Raw genomic sequence first — 17,020 nt, 5'->3', positions numbered from 1 at the left:
CATGTTAACAACATTAAAATTAGCCGTGGTAGGGCATGCAAATGTAGGTAAAACTTCGTTATTACGAACTTTAACTCGAAATAGTCGCTTTGGTGATGTTTCTGATAAACCTGGAACAACTCGGCATGTTGAGTCCATTAAAGTGCCTTTAGATGAGCAAAAGTCAATCATTTTCTATGATACGCCTGGATTAGAAGACAGCTTGGCATTATATGATTATATTAATCATATAACGCCAGCAAATAGTAGGCTCGATGGTGTTGATAAATTAACAAATTTTTTACAAAGTCCTGAAGCAGAAAATTCTTTTGATCAAGAAGCCAAAGTCATTAGACAGTTATTAAAAAGTGATGCGGCTATATATGTTATTGATGTGCGAGAACCTATTCTTGCTAAATATCATGATGAATTGACTATTTTAGCCAGCGGTGATAAGCCATTGTTAGCCGTGCTAAATTTTACTGCCCATGAGGAAAAAAATGAAAAGGAATGGAAAAAATTGCTTTCACGTGTGGGGATTCATGCTATCATAAAGTTTGATGCTATAGTGTCACCCATAGACGGCGAGGAGCGGCTGTACAAAAGCCTAGCTTTATTAATTGAACCTGCAAAGGTTATTTTAGAACAATGGCTAGATCACATTGTGCAAATGCGCGAATCTCGCAATCACAGTGCTAATTTGATTATCGCAGAAGCATTAGTTGATGTCACTGCTTTTTATAAAATGGTAAAGTCAGATGACAAACAAGCTATTGTAGATATGCAAAATCAAGTAAGAAAGCGGGAACAATTAGCAATAAACGAATTGTTAAAACTTTATCAATTCAATTCTGTACTAGAGAGTGAAGAGCATTTACCTTTAATAAAAGGTCGTTATAATGCCGATCTATTTAATATAGATGCGCTAAAAACGATGAGCAAACAGCTGGCAAAAGGTTTTGTGTCAGGTGCAACTATTGGGGCAAGCATCGATTTAGCTGCAGGCGGAATTACGCTTGGCTCAGCAGCCTTAATTGGGGGCGCTGTTGGTAGTTTAATGCAAACAGCTAAACATTATGGCTCTAGAATGCGATACCAACTTTCTGGATATAGAAAATTAAGTATTGATGATGTGATTATTTGTTTTTTTTCTTTAAGGCTTATGAATCTTAAAGAAAGTTTAAATTATCGAAGCCATGCGAACACATCGCCTATTAAGTTATCAAAATTAGACAAACAAGAATGGGAAAAAGGTGTGTTGCCTAAAAGTTTAAAGGTAGCTAGACGTTATTCGCATTGGTCGACTTTAAATAAAGGAACAAAAAGAAATGATAAAAAATGGCAATCGACTATTAGGAACGTTGCTGAGCAGTTGCATTAGCACGCAGAAATGTTTTCTAATAATGACATTTGTTTTGTCTATTTTTATGCTATTTGGCTGTAGTTCTAGCCAACCTCAGGTTTCAAGCAAAAAAACTAAATCTGATTCGATTATGTTAGCTAAAATAGACTCCCATTATAAAAAATGGCAAAATACGCCCTATCGTTATGGAGGCACCACGTTAGCGGGTAGTGATTGTTCTGCATTGGTAATGAATTTTTTCAAAAACAAACTCTCAAAAAACTTACCAAGAAGTGCGGCTGAGCAAGCTCGATTAGGTGTTAAAGTTAATAAGCCTAAAGCAGGTGATTTGGTATTCTTTAAGACAGGCCGTAGCCGCAGTGGTTTACATGTTGGGATTTATTATGCTAATGGTAAATTTTTACATGCTTCAACATCAAAAGGTGTGATTTATTCAAACTTGAATGATAGTTACTGGAAGAAGCATTATTGGATGGCACGCCGTTTAATAACTAGCAAAAGCTAAATCTATATGAAATTAAAGCACTCTAAATTCAATCTATTTAGAGTGCTTTAATGTTATTTTATTCTTTTCCTCTATAATTAAATCATTGATTTTTGTCTTAATTCACGCATTACTTTTGCTACATAAAGCATTTCTTCCGGAGTGCCAAGTGATATACGACACCAATCAGTGGCAGGGGAAAAATCTCGGCCAACTAATATAAATTTTTCTTTCATTAATTCCCGATAATCATTTAATGCAATAGAGGTTTTATGAAACATAAAATTGGTTTCTGATTTAAGATAATGAAATCCAAGCTCGGACAATACTTTTTCCATAATTTCACGTGATACATCAATTACTTTTTTACAATAAGCCAAATATTGAGTATCTTTTAGTGATGACAATGCCGCACAAACTCCACAGTAATTAAGCTTTTCGCCTGCTACATACTGGGCTATGTTTTTAGTGTTTTCTTCTGTACTGACAATGTAACCTACTCGTAATCCAGCCATTGCATGAATTTTAGAAAATGTTTTAAGCAGTACAATATTGTCATACCCTTGGGTAATAAATTTGTCTGCTGACTCAAAAGCTGGATCATTGACAAACTCGGCATAAGCTTCATCAAAAATAAAAATGGTGTTTTTAGGTTTACTTTTTATCCATGATTCAATTTCATTAATGCCAAATACAGAGAAGTAGGATTATTGGGGTTAACTAAATAAACAATAGAAAATCCTTGATAATTTTCAACCGCTTTTCTTAAACCGTTTATATCAATTTTCCAATCGGTTAAACATGGCACTTTAGTGATTTTTAAATGAAATATTTTGGCAAAATGTTCACCATCACTATAGGTGAGTTCGGGTATCACTAATTGAGCATCACGTTTTACAAAAGCAGAAATAGTACTACGGATCCCTTCTGATGAACCTGCTGTCAAAAGAATTTGTGTATCACTTACTTGATGGTATTGAGCTAATGCTTTATTTAAAAGTGGCATTTCAGCTTTTGCATATCTATTTGCTTTCCAAACAGCATCAATGGCTGCTTGTTTGGCTAATGATGACATGCCCAACGCATTTTCGTTAAAATTGAGCCGAATAGGGTGAGTTGCATCTGGCACTACGGCTTTATCAAGCACCGGCAGTGAGAATGAAGTCGAATTTTGTGCTTGTTGAGCATACGCTTTAGATAATAGTTGATTAACGGATAATCCGGCAATTGCTGCACTTGAAAATGTTAATAGCTTTCTTCTACTGATATTTAGGTTACACACCATGATTCACCTCATCTTTAATTATTTTTTATGTGGTCAATAATAAATTATGCAAAAATAATACCAAGCTTATAATAAGTGCAAGAAAGGAAGCACTTTGTGTGATAAAAATAATAAAATAATGATTATTCTTGTTTAACATCTACATTATGTACATCATGCTGATTTAAGTGTGCACTAATGTGGCGCTTTACTGTGCAAAAAGGGCGCAAAAAAAGAACCGCTATTATTAACGGTTCTTTGAGGGATATGTTATCAACTATTCGTGGATAATAGCGCTTAACTCTCTGCTGGTGTTTCTATGTCTGAATAGGTTGCCAGCATCTGTAAGAATTTATATTTAGAATCCACCATTTTAGTTGAACGTTCATGTAAGGTATTAGCAATTGTTGGTTCAAGTGTTTCTAAGCGACGGAAACGCTGTTCTTTCAATAATATCCCAGATAATAAATCGCTGTTCGGTGCTTTTGAATCAAGCAATAAACCAGGCTTACCTTCAGCCATGCGACGTGGATCGTAACGATACAGCGGCCAGAATCCTGATTTGACTAAATCTTTCATTTGTTCGTGTGATTTAGCAAGATCATAACCATGCTCTTCACATGGGCTATAAGCAATAACTAGCGATGGTCCATTATAGGCTTCGGCTTCTTGCAAAGCTTTAAGTGTTTGATTAAGTTGCGAGCCTAACGCAATTTGTGCGACATAGACATGACCATACATCATTATATTAACACCAAGATCTTTACGGGCTTTATGCTTACCTAAATCTGCAAATTTTGATACAGCGCCCATAGGGGTTGCTTTTGACTGTTGGCCACCAGTATTAGAATAACACTGAGTATCTAATACTAATATATTGACGTTATCCGTTAAGCTCATCACATGATCAAGCCCACCAAAGCCAATATCGTAAGCCCAGCCATCGCCACCAATGGCCCAAACTGATTTATCAATCAAATAATTGGCATCTTCGATCAATTCTTGTGCTTGCGCAGAACCTAAATGGGCAAGCTGTTCACGTAACAAGGCGACTTGTTGGCGTTTTTCAGCAATTGATGTTTCTGATGATTTTAAAGCGATAACAATTTCTGGTGAAATGTCGCCTGCAACATAATCAAGCAAACGCAATGCTCGTTTTTTATGTTGATCATAAGTAATGCGATAACCTAATGCAAACTCAGCATTATCTTCAAATAGCGAATTTGCCCAAGCAGGTCCTCGCCCATCACGATCAGTGGTATAAGGGGATGATGGAAGGTTGCCACCATATATTGATGAACAACCAGTAGCATTAGCAATAGCTAAATGATCGCCATAAAGTTGTGTTAACAATTTTATGTATGGTGTTTCACCGCAACCAGCGCAAGCACCAGAATATTCAAATAGTGGTGTAAGTAATTGTGATGTACGTACATCAATGCGTTCAAGCGTTTTGATATCACGATCTGGCAATGCGGTAAAGTATTCAAAATTAGCTCGCTGAGTATCAAGATTGTCGATACGTGATTGCATATTGATGGCTTTAATTTCAAAATTATTACGATCACGTGCAGGGCAAACTTCAACACATAAATTGCAACCAGTACAATCTTCTGGCGCAACTTGTAATATATAGCGTTGGCCTTTCATATCGCGAGCTTTCACTTCAAGCGAGCTTAATGAATCTGGTGCATTATCCATATCGTTAGGCTCAACAACTTTGGCTCGAATGGCTGCATGTGGGCAAGCAACGGCACAATGATTACATTGAGTACACAATTCGGGTTGCCAAATCGGAATTTCTTCAGCAATATTACGTTTTTCCCATTTAGTTGTGCCTATCGGCCATGTGCCATCAGTTGGAAATGCTGATACAGGTAAGCTATCACCCAAACCAGCTAACATGGCAGCAGTGACTGTTTTAACAAAATTTGGTGCATTAGCTGGCACAATAGATGGCATAGTTGCACTGCTTTGATCAACGCAACTAAGCGGAACTTGTTCCAACGAAGCAATAGCTAAATCGAGAGCTTTCCAGTTATTTTCGACCAAATTTTGCCCTTTACTACTATAACTTTTAGCAATGACTTCTTTTAATTGGCTGATATTAAAATCATTTTTGAAAATTTCAGCAAGGTGAAAAAATGCTGCTTGCATGACGGTATTTATTCTGGCACCTAAGTTACATTCACGAGCAATTTTGGCCGCATTTATGATATAAAAATGTGCGCGTTTTTGAATTAATTGTACTTGCACTTCTTTGGGTAGACGATGCCAAATCTCATCTTTACTATAGGGTGTGTTAAGCAAAAAGATACCATCATCTTTTAGTTTATCAACAATCTGATATTTATCGATAAACTGATCTTGATGGCAACCAATAAAATGGGCGCTGGTAATTAAATAAGGTGAATCGATTGGATCTAAACTGACACGTAAGTGAGATGCAGTTAAACCGCCGGCCTTTTTAGAGTCATACACAAAATACCCTTGTACATAAAAAGGTGAGCTATCGCCAATAATTTTAATATTATTTTTGGTTGCTGAAACGGTGCCATCACTACCGAGCCCATAAAAAAGAGCTTCAAGTGCAGATTTTTGTGGGATAGAGCAGTTTGGTAATGGTAAAGAAAGACCTGTTATATCGTCATAAATACCAACAGTAAAACGAGGTTTTGGCTTATCCGCTCTTAACTCAGTAAAAATCGCAAGTACACAGCGAGGATCGAACTCTTTTGACGATAACCCATAACGCCCCCCAACAATCAGTGGCATGCATGTGCGCTCTCCTCGCGATAGGCTTTCGGCAAAAGCAGTAATAATATCTAAATACAGAGGTTCGGCTTGCGCTCCTGGTTCTTTAGTTCTATCAAGAACTGCGATTTTTTGGGCAGTATTTGGGATCACTGCAAGTAAATGTTCGGCAGAAAAAGGGCGAAATAATCTAACGATCACAACACCAACTTTTTCATTTTGTTTAAGTAGCACATCAACCACTTCTTTGGTTGTGCTAGCTCCCGATCCCATAATCACAATAATGCGTTCGGCATCACTAGCGCCGTAATATTCAAAAGGCTGATATCTTCTGCCTGTTTCTATTGCAAAAGCATCCATAGCATTAACAACATGCTGATAAGCATTATCATAATAGGTATTTATTGCTTCTCGGCATTGAAAATAGGTGTCAGGATTAGCTGATGTACCGCGTGTTATTGGTTTGTCAGGCGTTAAAGCTTGTGCTCGATAAGCTTTAATAGCCTTATGCGGTAATAAGTTATGGATCTGTTCATCACTCAGTGGATAGATTTTATTAACTTCGTGCGATGTTCTAAATCCATCAAAAAAGTGAGCAAAAGGAAGGCGACTATTTAAACTGGCCATTTGTGCAATTAAGGCAAAATCTTGTGCTTCTTGCACCGAACTTGAACAAAGCATGGCAAAACCCGTTTGCCTAATGGCCATGACATCAGAATGATCGCCAAAAATTGAAAGGGCATGCGTTGCAACTGTTCGTGCAGCAACATGCAAAACAAAAGGTGTAAGTTCACCAGCTATTTTATATAGCGATGGGATCATTAAAAGTAAACCTTGTGACGAAGTAAACGAAGTCGCAAGCGCACCAGTCATTAATGCACCATGAACCGTAGCAATTGCGCCTGCTTCGGATTGCATTTCAATTACTCGTGGCGTATCGCCAAACACATTGGGCTTATTAAATTCCGCCCATGTGCTAGCTTGCTCTGCCATTGTTGAGCTTGGCGTAATTGGATAAATAGCGATGACTTCGTTTGCACGATAAGCAACAGATGACACTGCACTATTAGCATCTGATATGATCATTAAAAAACCTTTAATTTTATAGCGTTATGACATTACTAACTTTTTAATTATTAATATATTGTAACAGAAACTAAGATAGCTTTTAGTTATTTTTATGTTAAACATTTTGCTATTGCCTTACAAAATAAAAACATAAAAAGACAAAATTAATTAATTCAATTAATTAAATTAATATATACCTAAATGACGATTATAAAAATGATATCAGCAAGCTAAAAAACTAAAATAAGAATAGAAAATAATGAGCATAAAAGCGCAAGGTAATCATTAATAGGATGACGTTGATATGTTTTAGATATGTTATGCTAAAATTCATCAATATGTTATGGGTAGATATATAGATTTTTAAAAACAAAAGCAACAGCCAAATTGATTGACAAAATATCAGATAAGCAAGTAATTGATATACTACAAACTGGTGATACCTATTTCCAAGAGTGTTCAAAATTCTGTGTCATTTCCTTTTTTACACCTAGTTAATCGAAATGACACAGAATTTTGAATACTCTCATCCTATGTGTAACTAATCAACTACCATTTTTCTTAGGCTTTTTTATCCATTTTGTATCTAGCTATTTTTTACCCATTCGCTTAGTTCAAAATAGGCAAATACATAAATTTATTTACAGCGCCATTTTTCTCGTTGCTTAGCAAGGTCAATAAGTTTGTCTAGGCTAATTAAAGAATTCATTACATCATTTTGACATAGACTTTCATCATTTTGATAGATATCTTCATCATCTTGATAGGTATCTTCTCTTGTAATCCATATTAACCAAGCTTTAACTGCTAAATATTCTTCAATGGTTAATGTTGTCCAGCGTTCAAATAGATGGCTCTCAGACAGTATTTTTTCAAAATCCATAATCCAAAATACGATTTTATCTATAAGATCTTTAATTCTTGCTTTTTTATCCCATATAACTCTTGCTTTAGCTAAAGACTCAGCTCTAGCCATAGCTCTTGCTTTAGCTCTTACTTTAGCTCTAGTTCTACCTAAAGCTATATCTATAGCTTTAGCCTCAGCTTCAGCCTCAGCCTCAGCTCTAACTATAGCTTCATCTTCAGCTATAGCTATATCCATAGCTTTAACTGAAGTAATAAGTAACCCAGGTAAATAATAAGCATAGGCTGATGGAGTAAATAAAAATAAAGCATCATCATAGTTTACGTATATATCAAGAGTAATATCTTGCCAATTCTTACCCAAAAATTGTTTTAGCGCTATTTCATCATCAGGCATCATTATTGGACCTAATTCCCGCATCGCTTTCGGTCGCTCTCGCCAAGAAAATGCCTCCGTTATTTTATTGAATAATATTTTTTCATATATAACATCATATTTTTCCTGTTCAGGTGCTATTACCTTTTTCACCATTGAAGTTCCTTTTTTAATTTATCACTAATTTTATAACATCTTTTTATTTCACTATCTATCTGATTGATACTCATCAAAATATTTGGACTGGCTATACTAATTAGTACCCGTTTTATCAGGTTATTGTTACGATAAACAAAAAAACAAAAGAAATCACCGATGACAAATCGCATTTCAAGAAGAAAAAAACGCCGTTTTACTTACCAATTAAAAAAACAAATGGTGATTCTATATCAACATGCTAAAAAATAAACGAATATTATTGCTGAGTATGACATCACTAAATCCGCATTAGATAAGAGGATAAAGCAATATCAAACCACTGCCTATTGTTTAAACTCTGCGCTAAATTTTTTGACACATAATGTGTTCTCTTATGATTGTTAGTTATATCATAGAGGTGACATTTGCCCATTTTTTGGCGAGAATTAAACCTATTTCGCTTTCCAACAGAATTCAATTTAACTTGAAATAATAGCCATTACAATTAATTGAGATGGCCTCCAATTTTCTCCAATTCAATATAAAAATGATTAATGATATTTTCTTCCAATTCATCATAATTAATTAAACAACGATTAAAATTATTATCTAGAGTAAATAGGTTTTTATCGATACCTATAAAATTTCCATCATAACGAGCTAACATTCTATAGCAATCCTTTCTATAAATAATTCCTTTAAATCCGTTATTTCCTTTATAGACTTCTAATTTATATTCTGCGTAATCATCTTTGGTATCAACTTTGTAAATTATTGTTTTTATTAATTCATATTGTTTTAGTTCTGCCATTGAGTTTTCCCATTATTTATTAGTACTCTTAATTCTATTTTATATCAATTTATATAGATACTTGTCCAAAGGTATTATGGTTATCTATCTTAGCAAAGCTAGGCTGGTACTGAATAAGCTACATTAGTTTAATTAATTTTAAGAATAATAATAATTATAACAAATTGAGTGGCCCAAATATTTTCTCTAACCTAATATAAAAATTATTAATGATATCTTCTTCCGACTTGTTGTAACAAATTAAATCATTATAAAAATTATGATTTTCAAGAAATAAAGATACATCGCTATTTACAAATCCTTTAACATCATCACGACGTTTCAATCTATATGAGTCTAACCAATAACCAATACCTCTAAAATCTTTGTCTCCTTTATAAATTTCTAATTTAAATTCTTCGTAATGCTCATCTTTACTTAATTCATAAATGATTGTTTTTATTAATTCATATTTTTTTATCTTTGCCATTTTAATTTTTTCCAGTGTTTATTTGAGTATTACAAGATACTAAGCAACACGACTCAACTTTTCTTTAACCTATATCAATTTATATAGTAATTATAATTAATTGAGAGAGCTAACATTTTTCTCTAATTCATTATAAAAAATATTAATGATATCTTCTTCTGATTCATTATAATTCATTAAATTAAGACTGAAATTATTATCTGGACTAAACATAGATTCATCGCACTTTGCAAGACCTCCTTTATAATTAGCTCGCATTCGATAGAGTTCCTTTCTATAGACGATGCCTTTAAATACGTTTTCTCTTCTATATATTTCTAATCGATATTCTATGGAATCTTCATCAGTATCTACCTCATATATCATCGTTTTTATTAATTCATATTTTTTTAGTTCTGCCATTGGATTTCCCCATTATTTATTAAGGCTATTAATTCTCTTTTACATCAATGTATATCTTACCCCAACCTTATTTTTTACTGAATGAGGGGGATTTAATTTAAAATAATTATACAGAACAAATAAATATATATTAATTCTTAAAAAGAAACTTGCAATTGTAACTACCCTCTAAAATCGTACAGCCAAAAAGTAGAAAATTCTCTATGATAAAAGTAAAAGAGGATTCAATTATGAAAAAAAGGCTGAACATCAAATCGTATCTATTTTAAAAGAAGCTGAAGCAGGTATTCCTGTCAAGGAACTCTGTCGTAAATATGGCATGGGTAATTCAATTTTTTAATAATCTAGAACAAGCAAGAAAGATAACCAAAGAATGGCAACTATTTATAACACCGAAAGACCGCATGAGGCATTAAATAATATGACACCGATTGAGTATAAAACACTAAAACAGGTAGCTTAATTTTTCTACATGAGTTGTGTACTAAGTTTGGGGGGATTTACATTTACAATGCGTAAACAACATAGGAAAATCCAGCAGATGAAATCTTTTTAAATAAGATTAATAAAATATAAGATTTTTTAGATTTATTCTGGCCAACTAGGCCTTTGCTAGAAAATAATTGAATAAAAATATACAGTTTATCTATTTATCTAATAGGTTATAATACCCATACTAATCAAACTACATAGAAAGGAATGAAAGGAATGAAAAAAATAATTGGTATATTTTTACTTGGATTGCCCATGTTGTCTTTGGCATCAAATTGTGATGAAGTGAGTGGCAAGATTGCTGAAAAAATTAAAAACAACGGTGTTGATCAGTCTAAATTTCAATTGAAACTCGTGCCAACCGATCAATCGCAACAACAGCATGAAGGAAAACTCGTTGGATTTTGTGATAATGGACAAAAGAATATCTTTTATGTACGTTTAGATGGTGTATCAACAAAATCCTCTAAATCTACAAATAAAAAGGTAAATAATAAATCGAAAAAAACAAAAGTAATAGACCAAAATGCTGAACTACCTGAGTTAAAAATAGATACGTCAGTACCAAACCCAAAAACACAAACAATACCTGTCATAGTAAAGTAATAGCAAAATATAATAGTGCAAATTAATTTTAATATGCATTAAATGATATTTTATTGGCACAAATCATATTATCACTTTTAACATGTAGGCGTGCCAGTCTTTATATTAAGCAGTATTTCAGGAGTTAGAGTGTTTAAATCAAAATATAGTGTTCCTAAAAATATAGATAAACGCATTTCAGCGTTAAAATTAAAAATATCTTCAAGCAATACTTATATTGATTTTTTGAAAAAATATAATGTTGTTGTTTTTGATAATGAAGCCAATATTGACTACTGTATTGATTGTGAGGGCGAGTCATTGCCCTTAGAGGTCATTTTGGGTTTTTCAAAGGAAGATAGAGAAGATTTATTGGCTACCAACGATGGCTATTTAAATAGGATACCTGAGGATTATTTTGCCGTAGCAACACTTAATTACGGCGATTTGCTTTGCTTAAGCCCAAATGGCGAAGTTTATTATTGGGATCATGAAGTGAATGATCTCTATTTTGATATGTCTGTAAAAGGCGGTTATCTAGAACAAAATACTAATCTGAAGTTTGTTGCAAATTCGTTTGATGCCTTTTTATCAATGATTATTAAAAGTGAAGTTGAGGATGATTATGATCCTGATGAAGATGAATATAATAATCCTAATATTCCTTTTCCTGATGAAACATTAGGTTTTTGGTTGGTATATCCTAAAGTTTTTTTTGGTTTACCAAAAAACATGATTGCTATTTATCTTAAAAAACTAGCGATTTCTGAAAAAGGGCGTGAAGTGCTTGCTAAATTTAAAGAAGAAGCTCTTTTGTGATAATTGTTAAATTTATTAGCTTGATCTTGCCTAAAATGGCGAATTAATCACTTAGAAATAGCACATATCCCTCTTAACAAAGTTAGTTGAGCTTGTGTGTTTTTTTAACACGGCTTTCTAAGATATATGATGAGTAATAAATGAAAAAATCATACTTTGTAACATACGGTAGTGATAAATCTAAAGAAGAAATAAGTGAATTTTTGCATAGTCAATTAGATATAACTTGCTGTGAACATGATAGTTTTTATTTTGGCGTGTACTTTTCTTACTCTGGAACTTATGCGGATAAATTGACTATTAAAGATAATTATATTTCACTATCCAATGAGTGGTTGAATGAAGAATATAAACAGTTCAATACACTGATTGAAGCTTCTTTTATCAATGGAAAAAATGTTGATAAGCTAGATAAATATAACACATTAAAAAAGCAGTTTAATCAATTCAGTGTGTTATTGATTATTAGTGATAAATGCATTGAGGAGGATTAATTGCCACTAAATATAGTGAAAATATCAAACCTAAATTAGGTAAATGTTGGGAATTAAGTCTCTATTCAGATAAATATTAATACGCAAGTTTACGTAATGCTTGCCTAAAATGGTACAGCTAAAAGTAGAATATCTTTAATGGTAGAAATAATAGCAATGGTAGAAATAATAGCGGATTTAGTTGTGAAAAAATGACAGAACACCAGATTATATCCATATTAAAAAAAGTCCAAATAGGATTTTTTTTAACGCATTGAAAATCTAGATGCTAATTATATAAGGATCATACAAGAGTCATTTTTGATAATTGCCATATTTTGTTGATTTTGTATACCCGATACGTTTACTACCAAGGTTAACAATATCATTTTATCCATTATGTAAATTAGCTATACCTAAATCTTTTTTCCATTTACTCATCAATTTTACGTTAAAGATTTTATTTATTTCTTTTGGGATTTATATTTTTATAAAAAATATTCAGGATTCTATACCGTTTGAGTGCGAAACTAATTGATTACATCAAATTTGATGTTAATAATCTAAATCAAGCAAGAAGCATAACCGAAGAATGGCGAATCATTTATAATACCTAAATGTCTTATAAGGGCTTAGATAGTATGACATCTTTATCATGAAGAAATATTAATTTATGCAATTTACTAGTGTAATAGATGTTGATAACAGAGAGATTAAAATCGTATTGCCAAAATGAAAATTACTTTAAAAAATAGAATAGACAAGCGTTTAGTTGAGTTCGAATCTGACTTAGGTTATGGCGTTGCTATTTGGGGGGGAAATAAACCATTATTAAACGTGGCTTATCATGTTGAATTAGATATTAACGATTTTTTTCAATGGGGTAGAAATATAACACTTGGCAAAAAACATGAAGCTTACATCAATTTGATTGATAACAACATCGTGTTTAATGCAAAAGTAATATCTTGTGAAGATAAAGGGGTTTTAGTTTTGTCAGTTGCAAATGATATTGTTTTTATAGAAACATCTGACACATGTGAAGTTGGCGCTTATGTCTCATTTTTTACTACGCCTGATAAAGTGATATTACATCCAATAGAACTGTAATATTTAAATAACTATGCCAGTGAGTTTGGCTGATCCATTTTGCTTGCTTCATCTTATTCGTCATTGCGAACTTTGGTCAGCGTAATAACCCAAAGTTTATTAACAGAATTTAAAATCAATAGATTAGATAATATGTTAATGGTTGGTTAACGAATTTTAAATTTAAAAAATATCCACCGTTAACGAGTTTGATATCAATACTGGCGGTAAATTAGCATTTTGATAAATTAGCGTGCTTCCACTGTAGAACAGTATTTCGATTTGTCCTATATCATCTATATGGTTTACTGTATACTTTGGTAATGATTGAATGATATTAGAGGATAACAAATCATTAAAATTGGTTTTCATTATTCCATTTTTATCATCAATAGCTATATCACTCAAGGCTTGTTTATCCTCTGATAAGTTAAGTAGTTCGTAGTTATTATCCCCTTTTTTGGATATGCCTATTTCGATATCAAAAATCCCTATTTTAGCCGTGTATAAAATTGCTGATTTCATTGTTTCTATTTGGCAATGATGAAGAAAAGCCTCTCTTTTTAAACAAGGTAAGCTTTTTAAAAAACCGCCATTATTAATGATATCAATAAGATCAATATGTAATGTTTTCATCTTTATAATATATATCTTACACTAAGTTGTAGCCATTTAAATTAATCATCATCATATACATAGCCATCAATTATTTTACCTTTATACCATACCATATTTTTATAGAGTATATTATCCTCATCAATGTAGTGGGGATTATCAAAATGAATATTATTTCTTTTTAGCAAACAATTATTATATTCATTGTCATTGCATTGCCTGTCTTGGTTGGTATCAATATTTTTTAACAGACAGCTGTTTTTTATATGGATATATTGGTGTTTTTTATAATGGTAGATGCTTTGTATTGTTGTCAAAATCTTTTGTTGTTTTTCATTATAATCGTAACAATCTTTTTGGCCCGTAGCTGTGCTATCTTTTGAGTTAAAATAGATATTACTGCCCCATAAGTTTGTTGCAACAAATTTACCATTGACATTAATATAGTAATCTTCGTTATCTCCTAATCTAGACTGTGAAGGATATTTTTTAATGGCTAAATCAAGTTGGCCATCAAAATTGATATCTTTTAACTCAATACTATTAAAGTAATTGTAGCTATAATTTAAATTTCTTATTTTTTGTAGTAATTGGTGGTTATTTTTGGCATAAACATTAATACCAACCAGTCTAATTTTTTCTTGTTTTTTTTTCGATAATACCGCAGTAAAGTAGGCTTTATCTGATGAATCAGATTGTAATAATTCTAAATGATTAAATTCATCCTCTTTTTTATTACTTATTTCAAATTGCTTTTGTAAAGTTACCGTATATTGTTGGTTTTTCTTGCCATCAAACCAATAACCCATCAAATTCTGGCCAAAAATTTTTGGCGCCTTGTTCTGTTCTGCCCATATATGATTAAATTTAAAATAACTGATTGAGTCTTTAAACTTTATTTGGTTAGTATTGTTATCGATATAAATATCGGTATCATCATAAAGCGTTAAATCAGTTTGCTTGCTTACATTATCGCATGAGCTAATAAACTTACAATCAGAGGATAATGGGTGTTGTATTTGTTTATGATCATCTTTATCAACCCAAAAAGCATTGATAAAATTGCTGTCTGAATATAACGTTATTTCTTTATTGGCAATATGGCCTTTGTAAACATAGGTTGAACCTAATACAGGAGAAGAGAGTATTAAAAGTAAAACAAGTGGTATATTTTTAATTTTCATTATTCCCTATCCGTAGGTATTATTTTAAATTTGAGTGGGTTAAATAATTAATTCTTATAGCTGCGATCATTATTCAATCGTTTTAATTAGTCATGTTTACGAGTTTGAGTATAAACTAATTAAATCATTTTTTTAATATCAAATGAACTTAATCTTTTAAAAAGAGTGCATCGAAAAATTTATTTCATATCAAGAAACTTCAGTTAGTGTCATATCTCAGTATCAAAATAAGTGTTTTAAAAAAACAATGAATATTAAGTTAGTGCAATTTTTATTCTCTAAATGGCGGTACTTTTAGTTGGAAGATGAAATTGAGAGGTATCTATACCTTCGTATTTAAGTAGGGCTATTTTTTTATCGATCCCGCCTGCATATCCTGTTAAGTTGCCATTTGCACCGATAACTCGATGGCAGGGAATAATGATTGATATGGGGTTATGACCAACAGCACCGCCCACAGCTTGGCTTGACATGCTTGCTTGGTGGTTTTGTAACGCTATCTGTTTTGCAATGTCGCCGTAAGTAACAACCTCACCATAGGGAATTTTGCATAGAATTTCCCATACTAAATGGCGAAAAGGTGTACCCTTGGGTGCAAGTTCTAGTCTATTTAGATTCGGTCTTTTCCCTAAAAAATAATCATCAAGCCATTTTTGGGTAGAATTAAAAATGGGTAAATTAGGCTTTTCTTCTTTTTGTGCAGTTATCATATCACCAAAATATTTTTGTCCTTCAATCCATGCTCCAACAAGTTTATCTTGCTGGCTGGCTAGGGTAATATGCCCCATTGGTGATGAATATTGGCATACATAAAACATATTAGCCTCCTTAATGCCTGATAAAATAATGGCAAATTATGCTTGTTTATGGTGATAAATACTACAAATTTATTTAATAATATTGCGAATAAATGGCAATGAAAAATATGGCTCATTAGTGAGCCATATATTGTAAAGCTATTTAGCCTAAAGTTTTTGGCTGATGTTATTTAAACTGAAGTTGCTTAGGATAAAGTTAGTTAGTCTGATTTTTACCTTTTTCGACGTAGCTCATATCACCTAAACTTTCGACAATAAATTTTCCATCATCTGTATAGCGAATTTTAGTAACACTAGCATTACCTAAACCTTCAGTAATCGGTTTATCTAACCATTCTTCAACCATTGTCATGATTGCTAGCCCATGTGATACCACTAGCACGTTACCACCACCTTGCGCTTTGGCTGATTCAGCAATCGTTTTTAATGCTTCTTGCATACGTGTTTTGACTTTATTATAATTTTCAGCTTCGCCAGACTTTTCGACAACAGCGATAGCATCAAGCATCTTGTTAAGTTTGATGTTGCCTTTTGCCATATCTGCCATAAGATCTTTATCTGAGGCATAACCTAAATGTTTGGCTGCAGGGTTCCACATATTAGGATCGAGATCACCTTCAAAATCGCCAAAACAGGTTTCGCGTAATCCTTCCATTTCATTAATATTAATTGTTGTATCGCCTTTAGATTCTAAAACAATACGGGCGGTTTGGCGTGCTCGTCCTAAATCGCTTGAATAGGCGCTTATAAATTTGACATTTTTTAGACCTCGCCCTAGCTGTTCGGCAACTTCAACCCCAGGTTTTGTTAGTGGCGTATCAGACCAACCTTGAACACGGTGCACATTATTGAACATGGTTTTGCCATGACGTGTGACATAAAGATAAACGTCATCAGCAAAAGCTTGTGATACACTTAATATCGAAATTATTACTGTAGTGATTGATATAATAAATTTTTTCATTTTTTTCCT

18 protein-coding genes are annotated in these 17,020 nt (G+C 32.7%); 7 read left to right on the top strand and 11 right to left on the bottom strand.

Annotation, left to right across the window (positions count from 1 at the left end; all coding sequences use genetic code 11):
- Position 1: 1 nt before the first annotated feature.
- Both A9G45_RS10700 and A9G45_RS10695 read left to right on the top strand, forming a co-directional pair.
- Positions 2-1,360: a GTPase/DUF3482 domain-containing protein gene (locus tag A9G45_RS10700; RefSeq protein ID WP_065568022.1), complete on the top strand. Its 1,359-nt coding sequence runs from the start codon at positions 2-4 to the stop codon at positions 1,358-1,360.
- Positions 1,361-1,382: 22 nt separating this feature from the next.
- On the top strand, positions 1,383-1,847 hold the full coding sequence (locus A9G45_RS10695) for a C40 family peptidase (RefSeq protein WP_065568023.1): 465 nt from the start codon (positions 1,383-1,385) through the stop codon (positions 1,845-1,847).
- Between the two features lie 77 nt (positions 1,848-1,924).
- Here A9G45_RS10695 and A9G45_RS14665 read toward each other — a convergent pair whose 3' ends face one another.
- The 7 genes from A9G45_RS14665 to A9G45_RS10665 all read right to left on the bottom strand — a co-directional run bounded on the left by A9G45_RS14665 (position 1,925) and on the right by A9G45_RS10665 (position 9,972).
- A complete protein-coding gene (locus A9G45_RS14665; protein WP_442903102.1) occupies positions 1,925-2,461 on the bottom strand; it encodes an aminotransferase class I/II-fold pyridoxal phosphate-dependent enzyme in 537 nt (178 codons plus the stop codon).
- A gap of 26 nt (positions 2,462-2,487) precedes the next feature.
- Entirely contained in the window at positions 2,488-3,111 is a 624-nt protein-coding gene (locus tag A9G45_RS14660) for an aminotransferase class I/II-fold pyridoxal phosphate-dependent enzyme (RefSeq protein ID WP_218057110.1), read from the bottom strand.
- A 276-nt stretch (positions 3,112-3,387) separates the two neighbouring features.
- Positions 3,388-6,930, bottom strand: coding sequence for a pyruvate:ferredoxin (flavodoxin) oxidoreductase (gene nifJ, locus A9G45_RS10685; protein ID WP_065568024.1), 3,543 nt, complete (start codon positions 6,928-6,930; stop codon positions 3,388-3,390).
- Positions 6,931-7,549: 619 nt separating this feature from the next.
- On the bottom strand, positions 7,550-8,305 hold the full coding sequence (locus A9G45_RS10680; RefSeq protein ID WP_141673670.1) for a hypothetical protein: 756 nt from the start codon (positions 8,303-8,305) through the stop codon (positions 7,550-7,552).
- Between the two features lie 490 nt (positions 8,306-8,795).
- Positions 8,796-9,101 carry a hypothetical protein gene (locus tag A9G45_RS10675; RefSeq protein WP_065568026.1) on the bottom strand — a complete coding sequence of 102 codons (306 nt, stop codon included), beginning with the start codon at positions 9,099-9,101 and terminating at the stop codon, positions 8,796-8,798.
- A 154-nt stretch (positions 9,102-9,255) separates the two neighbouring features.
- Positions 9,256-9,570: a hypothetical protein gene (locus A9G45_RS10670; protein ID WP_065568027.1), complete on the bottom strand. Its 315-nt coding sequence runs from the start codon at positions 9,568-9,570 to the stop codon at positions 9,256-9,258.
- A gap of 96 nt (positions 9,571-9,666) precedes the next feature.
- A complete protein-coding gene (locus A9G45_RS10665; protein WP_065568028.1) occupies positions 9,667-9,972 on the bottom strand; it encodes a hypothetical protein in 306 nt (101 codons plus the stop codon).
- A 373-nt stretch (positions 9,973-10,345) separates the two neighbouring features.
- Between A9G45_RS10665 and A9G45_RS14165 the strand changes: the two genes are divergently transcribed.
- The 5 genes from A9G45_RS14165 (at position 10,346) to A9G45_RS10645 (ending at position 13,451) form a co-directional block, all read left to right on the top strand.
- Positions 10,346-10,435 carry an integrase core domain-containing protein gene (locus A9G45_RS14165; protein WP_141673669.1) on the top strand — a complete coding sequence of 30 codons (90 nt, stop codon included), beginning with the start codon at positions 10,346-10,348 and terminating at the stop codon, positions 10,433-10,435.
- A gap of 245 nt (positions 10,436-10,680) precedes the next feature.
- Positions 10,681-11,070 (top strand): DUF1161 domain-containing protein, encoded by a 390-nt coding sequence (locus tag A9G45_RS10660; RefSeq protein WP_065568029.1) that lies wholly within the window; start codon positions 10,681-10,683, stop codon positions 11,068-11,070.
- 129 nt (positions 11,071-11,199) lie between these two features.
- Positions 11,200-11,868, top strand: a complete 669-nt coding sequence (locus tag A9G45_RS10655; protein ID WP_065572407.1) for an SMI1/KNR4 family protein — start codon at positions 11,200-11,202, stop codon at positions 11,866-11,868.
- Between the two features lie 140 nt (positions 11,869-12,008).
- Positions 12,009-12,362, top strand: a complete 354-nt coding sequence (locus tag A9G45_RS10650; RefSeq protein ID WP_065567236.1) for a hypothetical protein — start codon at positions 12,009-12,011, stop codon at positions 12,360-12,362.
- Between the two features lie 711 nt (positions 12,363-13,073).
- The gene (locus A9G45_RS10645; RefSeq protein WP_065567237.1) at positions 13,074-13,451 is read left to right on the top strand and encodes a hypothetical protein; all 378 of its coding nucleotides are present in this window, start codon (positions 13,074-13,076) and stop codon (positions 13,449-13,451) included.
- A 162-nt stretch (positions 13,452-13,613) separates the two neighbouring features.
- On the opposite strand, the gene A9G45_RS10640 is transcribed toward A9G45_RS10645, so the two are convergent.
- From A9G45_RS10640 to A9G45_RS10625, 4 genes are all read right to left on the bottom strand, one after another.
- Positions 13,614-14,066 (bottom strand): hypothetical protein, encoded by a 453-nt coding sequence (locus A9G45_RS10640; protein WP_065567238.1) that lies wholly within the window; start codon positions 14,064-14,066, stop codon positions 13,614-13,616.
- Between the two features lie 41 nt (positions 14,067-14,107).
- Positions 14,108-15,229 carry a hypothetical protein gene (locus tag A9G45_RS10635; RefSeq protein ID WP_065567239.1) on the bottom strand — a complete coding sequence of 374 codons (1,122 nt, stop codon included), beginning with the start codon at positions 15,227-15,229 and terminating at the stop codon, positions 14,108-14,110.
- A 278-nt stretch (positions 15,230-15,507) separates the two neighbouring features.
- Positions 15,508-16,047 carry a methylated-DNA--[protein]-cysteine S-methyltransferase gene (locus A9G45_RS10630; protein WP_065567240.1) on the bottom strand — a complete coding sequence of 180 codons (540 nt, stop codon included), beginning with the start codon at positions 16,045-16,047 and terminating at the stop codon, positions 15,508-15,510.
- A gap of 196 nt (positions 16,048-16,243) precedes the next feature.
- Positions 16,244-17,011, bottom strand: a complete 768-nt coding sequence (locus tag A9G45_RS10625) for a histidine phosphatase family protein (protein ID WP_081295803.1) — start codon at positions 17,009-17,011, stop codon at positions 16,244-16,246.
- Positions 17,012-17,020 lie beyond the last annotated feature (9 nt).

Source organism: Gilliamella sp. HK2, from assembly GCF_001690265.1.
GTDB classification, from domain to species: Bacteria; Pseudomonadota; Gammaproteobacteria; order Enterobacterales; family Orbaceae; genus Gilliamella; species Gilliamella apicola_C.
The sequence above is the reverse complement of the archived record's forward strand: the minus strand, read 5'-3'. Positions and strand labels throughout refer to the sequence as shown.

Excerpts from the sequence above, each read along its gene's own strand:
- A9G45_RS10700 (WP_065568022.1), top strand. The coding sequence starts at position 2 with ATGTTAACAACATTAAAATTAGCCGTGGTAGGGCATGCAAATGTAGGT.
- A9G45_RS10695 (WP_065568023.1), top strand. The coding sequence starts at position 1,383 with ATGACATTTGTTTTGTCTATTTTTATGCTATTTGGCTGTAGTTCTAGC.
- A9G45_RS14660 (WP_218057110.1), bottom strand. The coding sequence starts at position 3,111 with ATGGTGTGTAACCTAAATATCAGTAGAAGAAAGCTATTAACATTTTCA.
- nifJ (WP_065568024.1), bottom strand. The coding sequence starts at position 6,930 with ATGATCATATCAGATGCTAATAGTGCAGTGTCATCTGTTGCTTATCGT.
- A9G45_RS10675 (WP_065568026.1), bottom strand. The coding sequence starts at position 9,101 with ATGGCAGAACTAAAACAATATGAATTAATAAAAACAATAATTTACAAA.
- A9G45_RS10670 (WP_065568027.1), bottom strand. The coding sequence starts at position 9,570 with ATGGCAAAGATAAAAAAATATGAATTAATAAAAACAATCATTTATGAA.
- A9G45_RS10665 (WP_065568028.1), bottom strand. The coding sequence starts at position 9,972 with ATGGCAGAACTAAAAAAATATGAATTAATAAAAACGATGATATATGAG.
- A9G45_RS14165 (WP_141673669.1), top strand. The coding sequence starts at position 10,346 with ATGGCAACTATTTATAACACCGAAAGACCGCATGAGGCATTAAATAAT.
- A9G45_RS10660 (WP_065568029.1), top strand. The coding sequence starts at position 10,681 with ATGAAAAAAATAATTGGTATATTTTTACTTGGATTGCCCATGTTGTCT.
- A9G45_RS10650 (WP_065567236.1), top strand. The coding sequence starts at position 12,009 with ATGAAAAAATCATACTTTGTAACATACGGTAGTGATAAATCTAAAGAA.
- A9G45_RS10645 (WP_065567237.1), top strand. The coding sequence starts at position 13,074 with ATGAAAATTACTTTAAAAAATAGAATAGACAAGCGTTTAGTTGAGTTC.
- A9G45_RS10640 (WP_065567238.1), bottom strand. The coding sequence starts at position 14,066 with ATGAAAACATTACATATTGATCTTATTGATATCATTAATAATGGCGGT.
- A9G45_RS10635 (WP_065567239.1), bottom strand. The coding sequence starts at position 15,229 with ATGAAAATTAAAAATATACCACTTGTTTTACTTTTAATACTCTCTTCT.
- A9G45_RS10630 (WP_065567240.1), bottom strand. The coding sequence starts at position 16,047 with ATGTTTTATGTATGCCAATATTCATCACCAATGGGGCATATTACCCTA.
- A9G45_RS10625 (WP_081295803.1), bottom strand. The coding sequence starts at position 17,011 with ATGAAAAAATTTATTATATCAATCACTACAGTAATAATTTCGATATTA.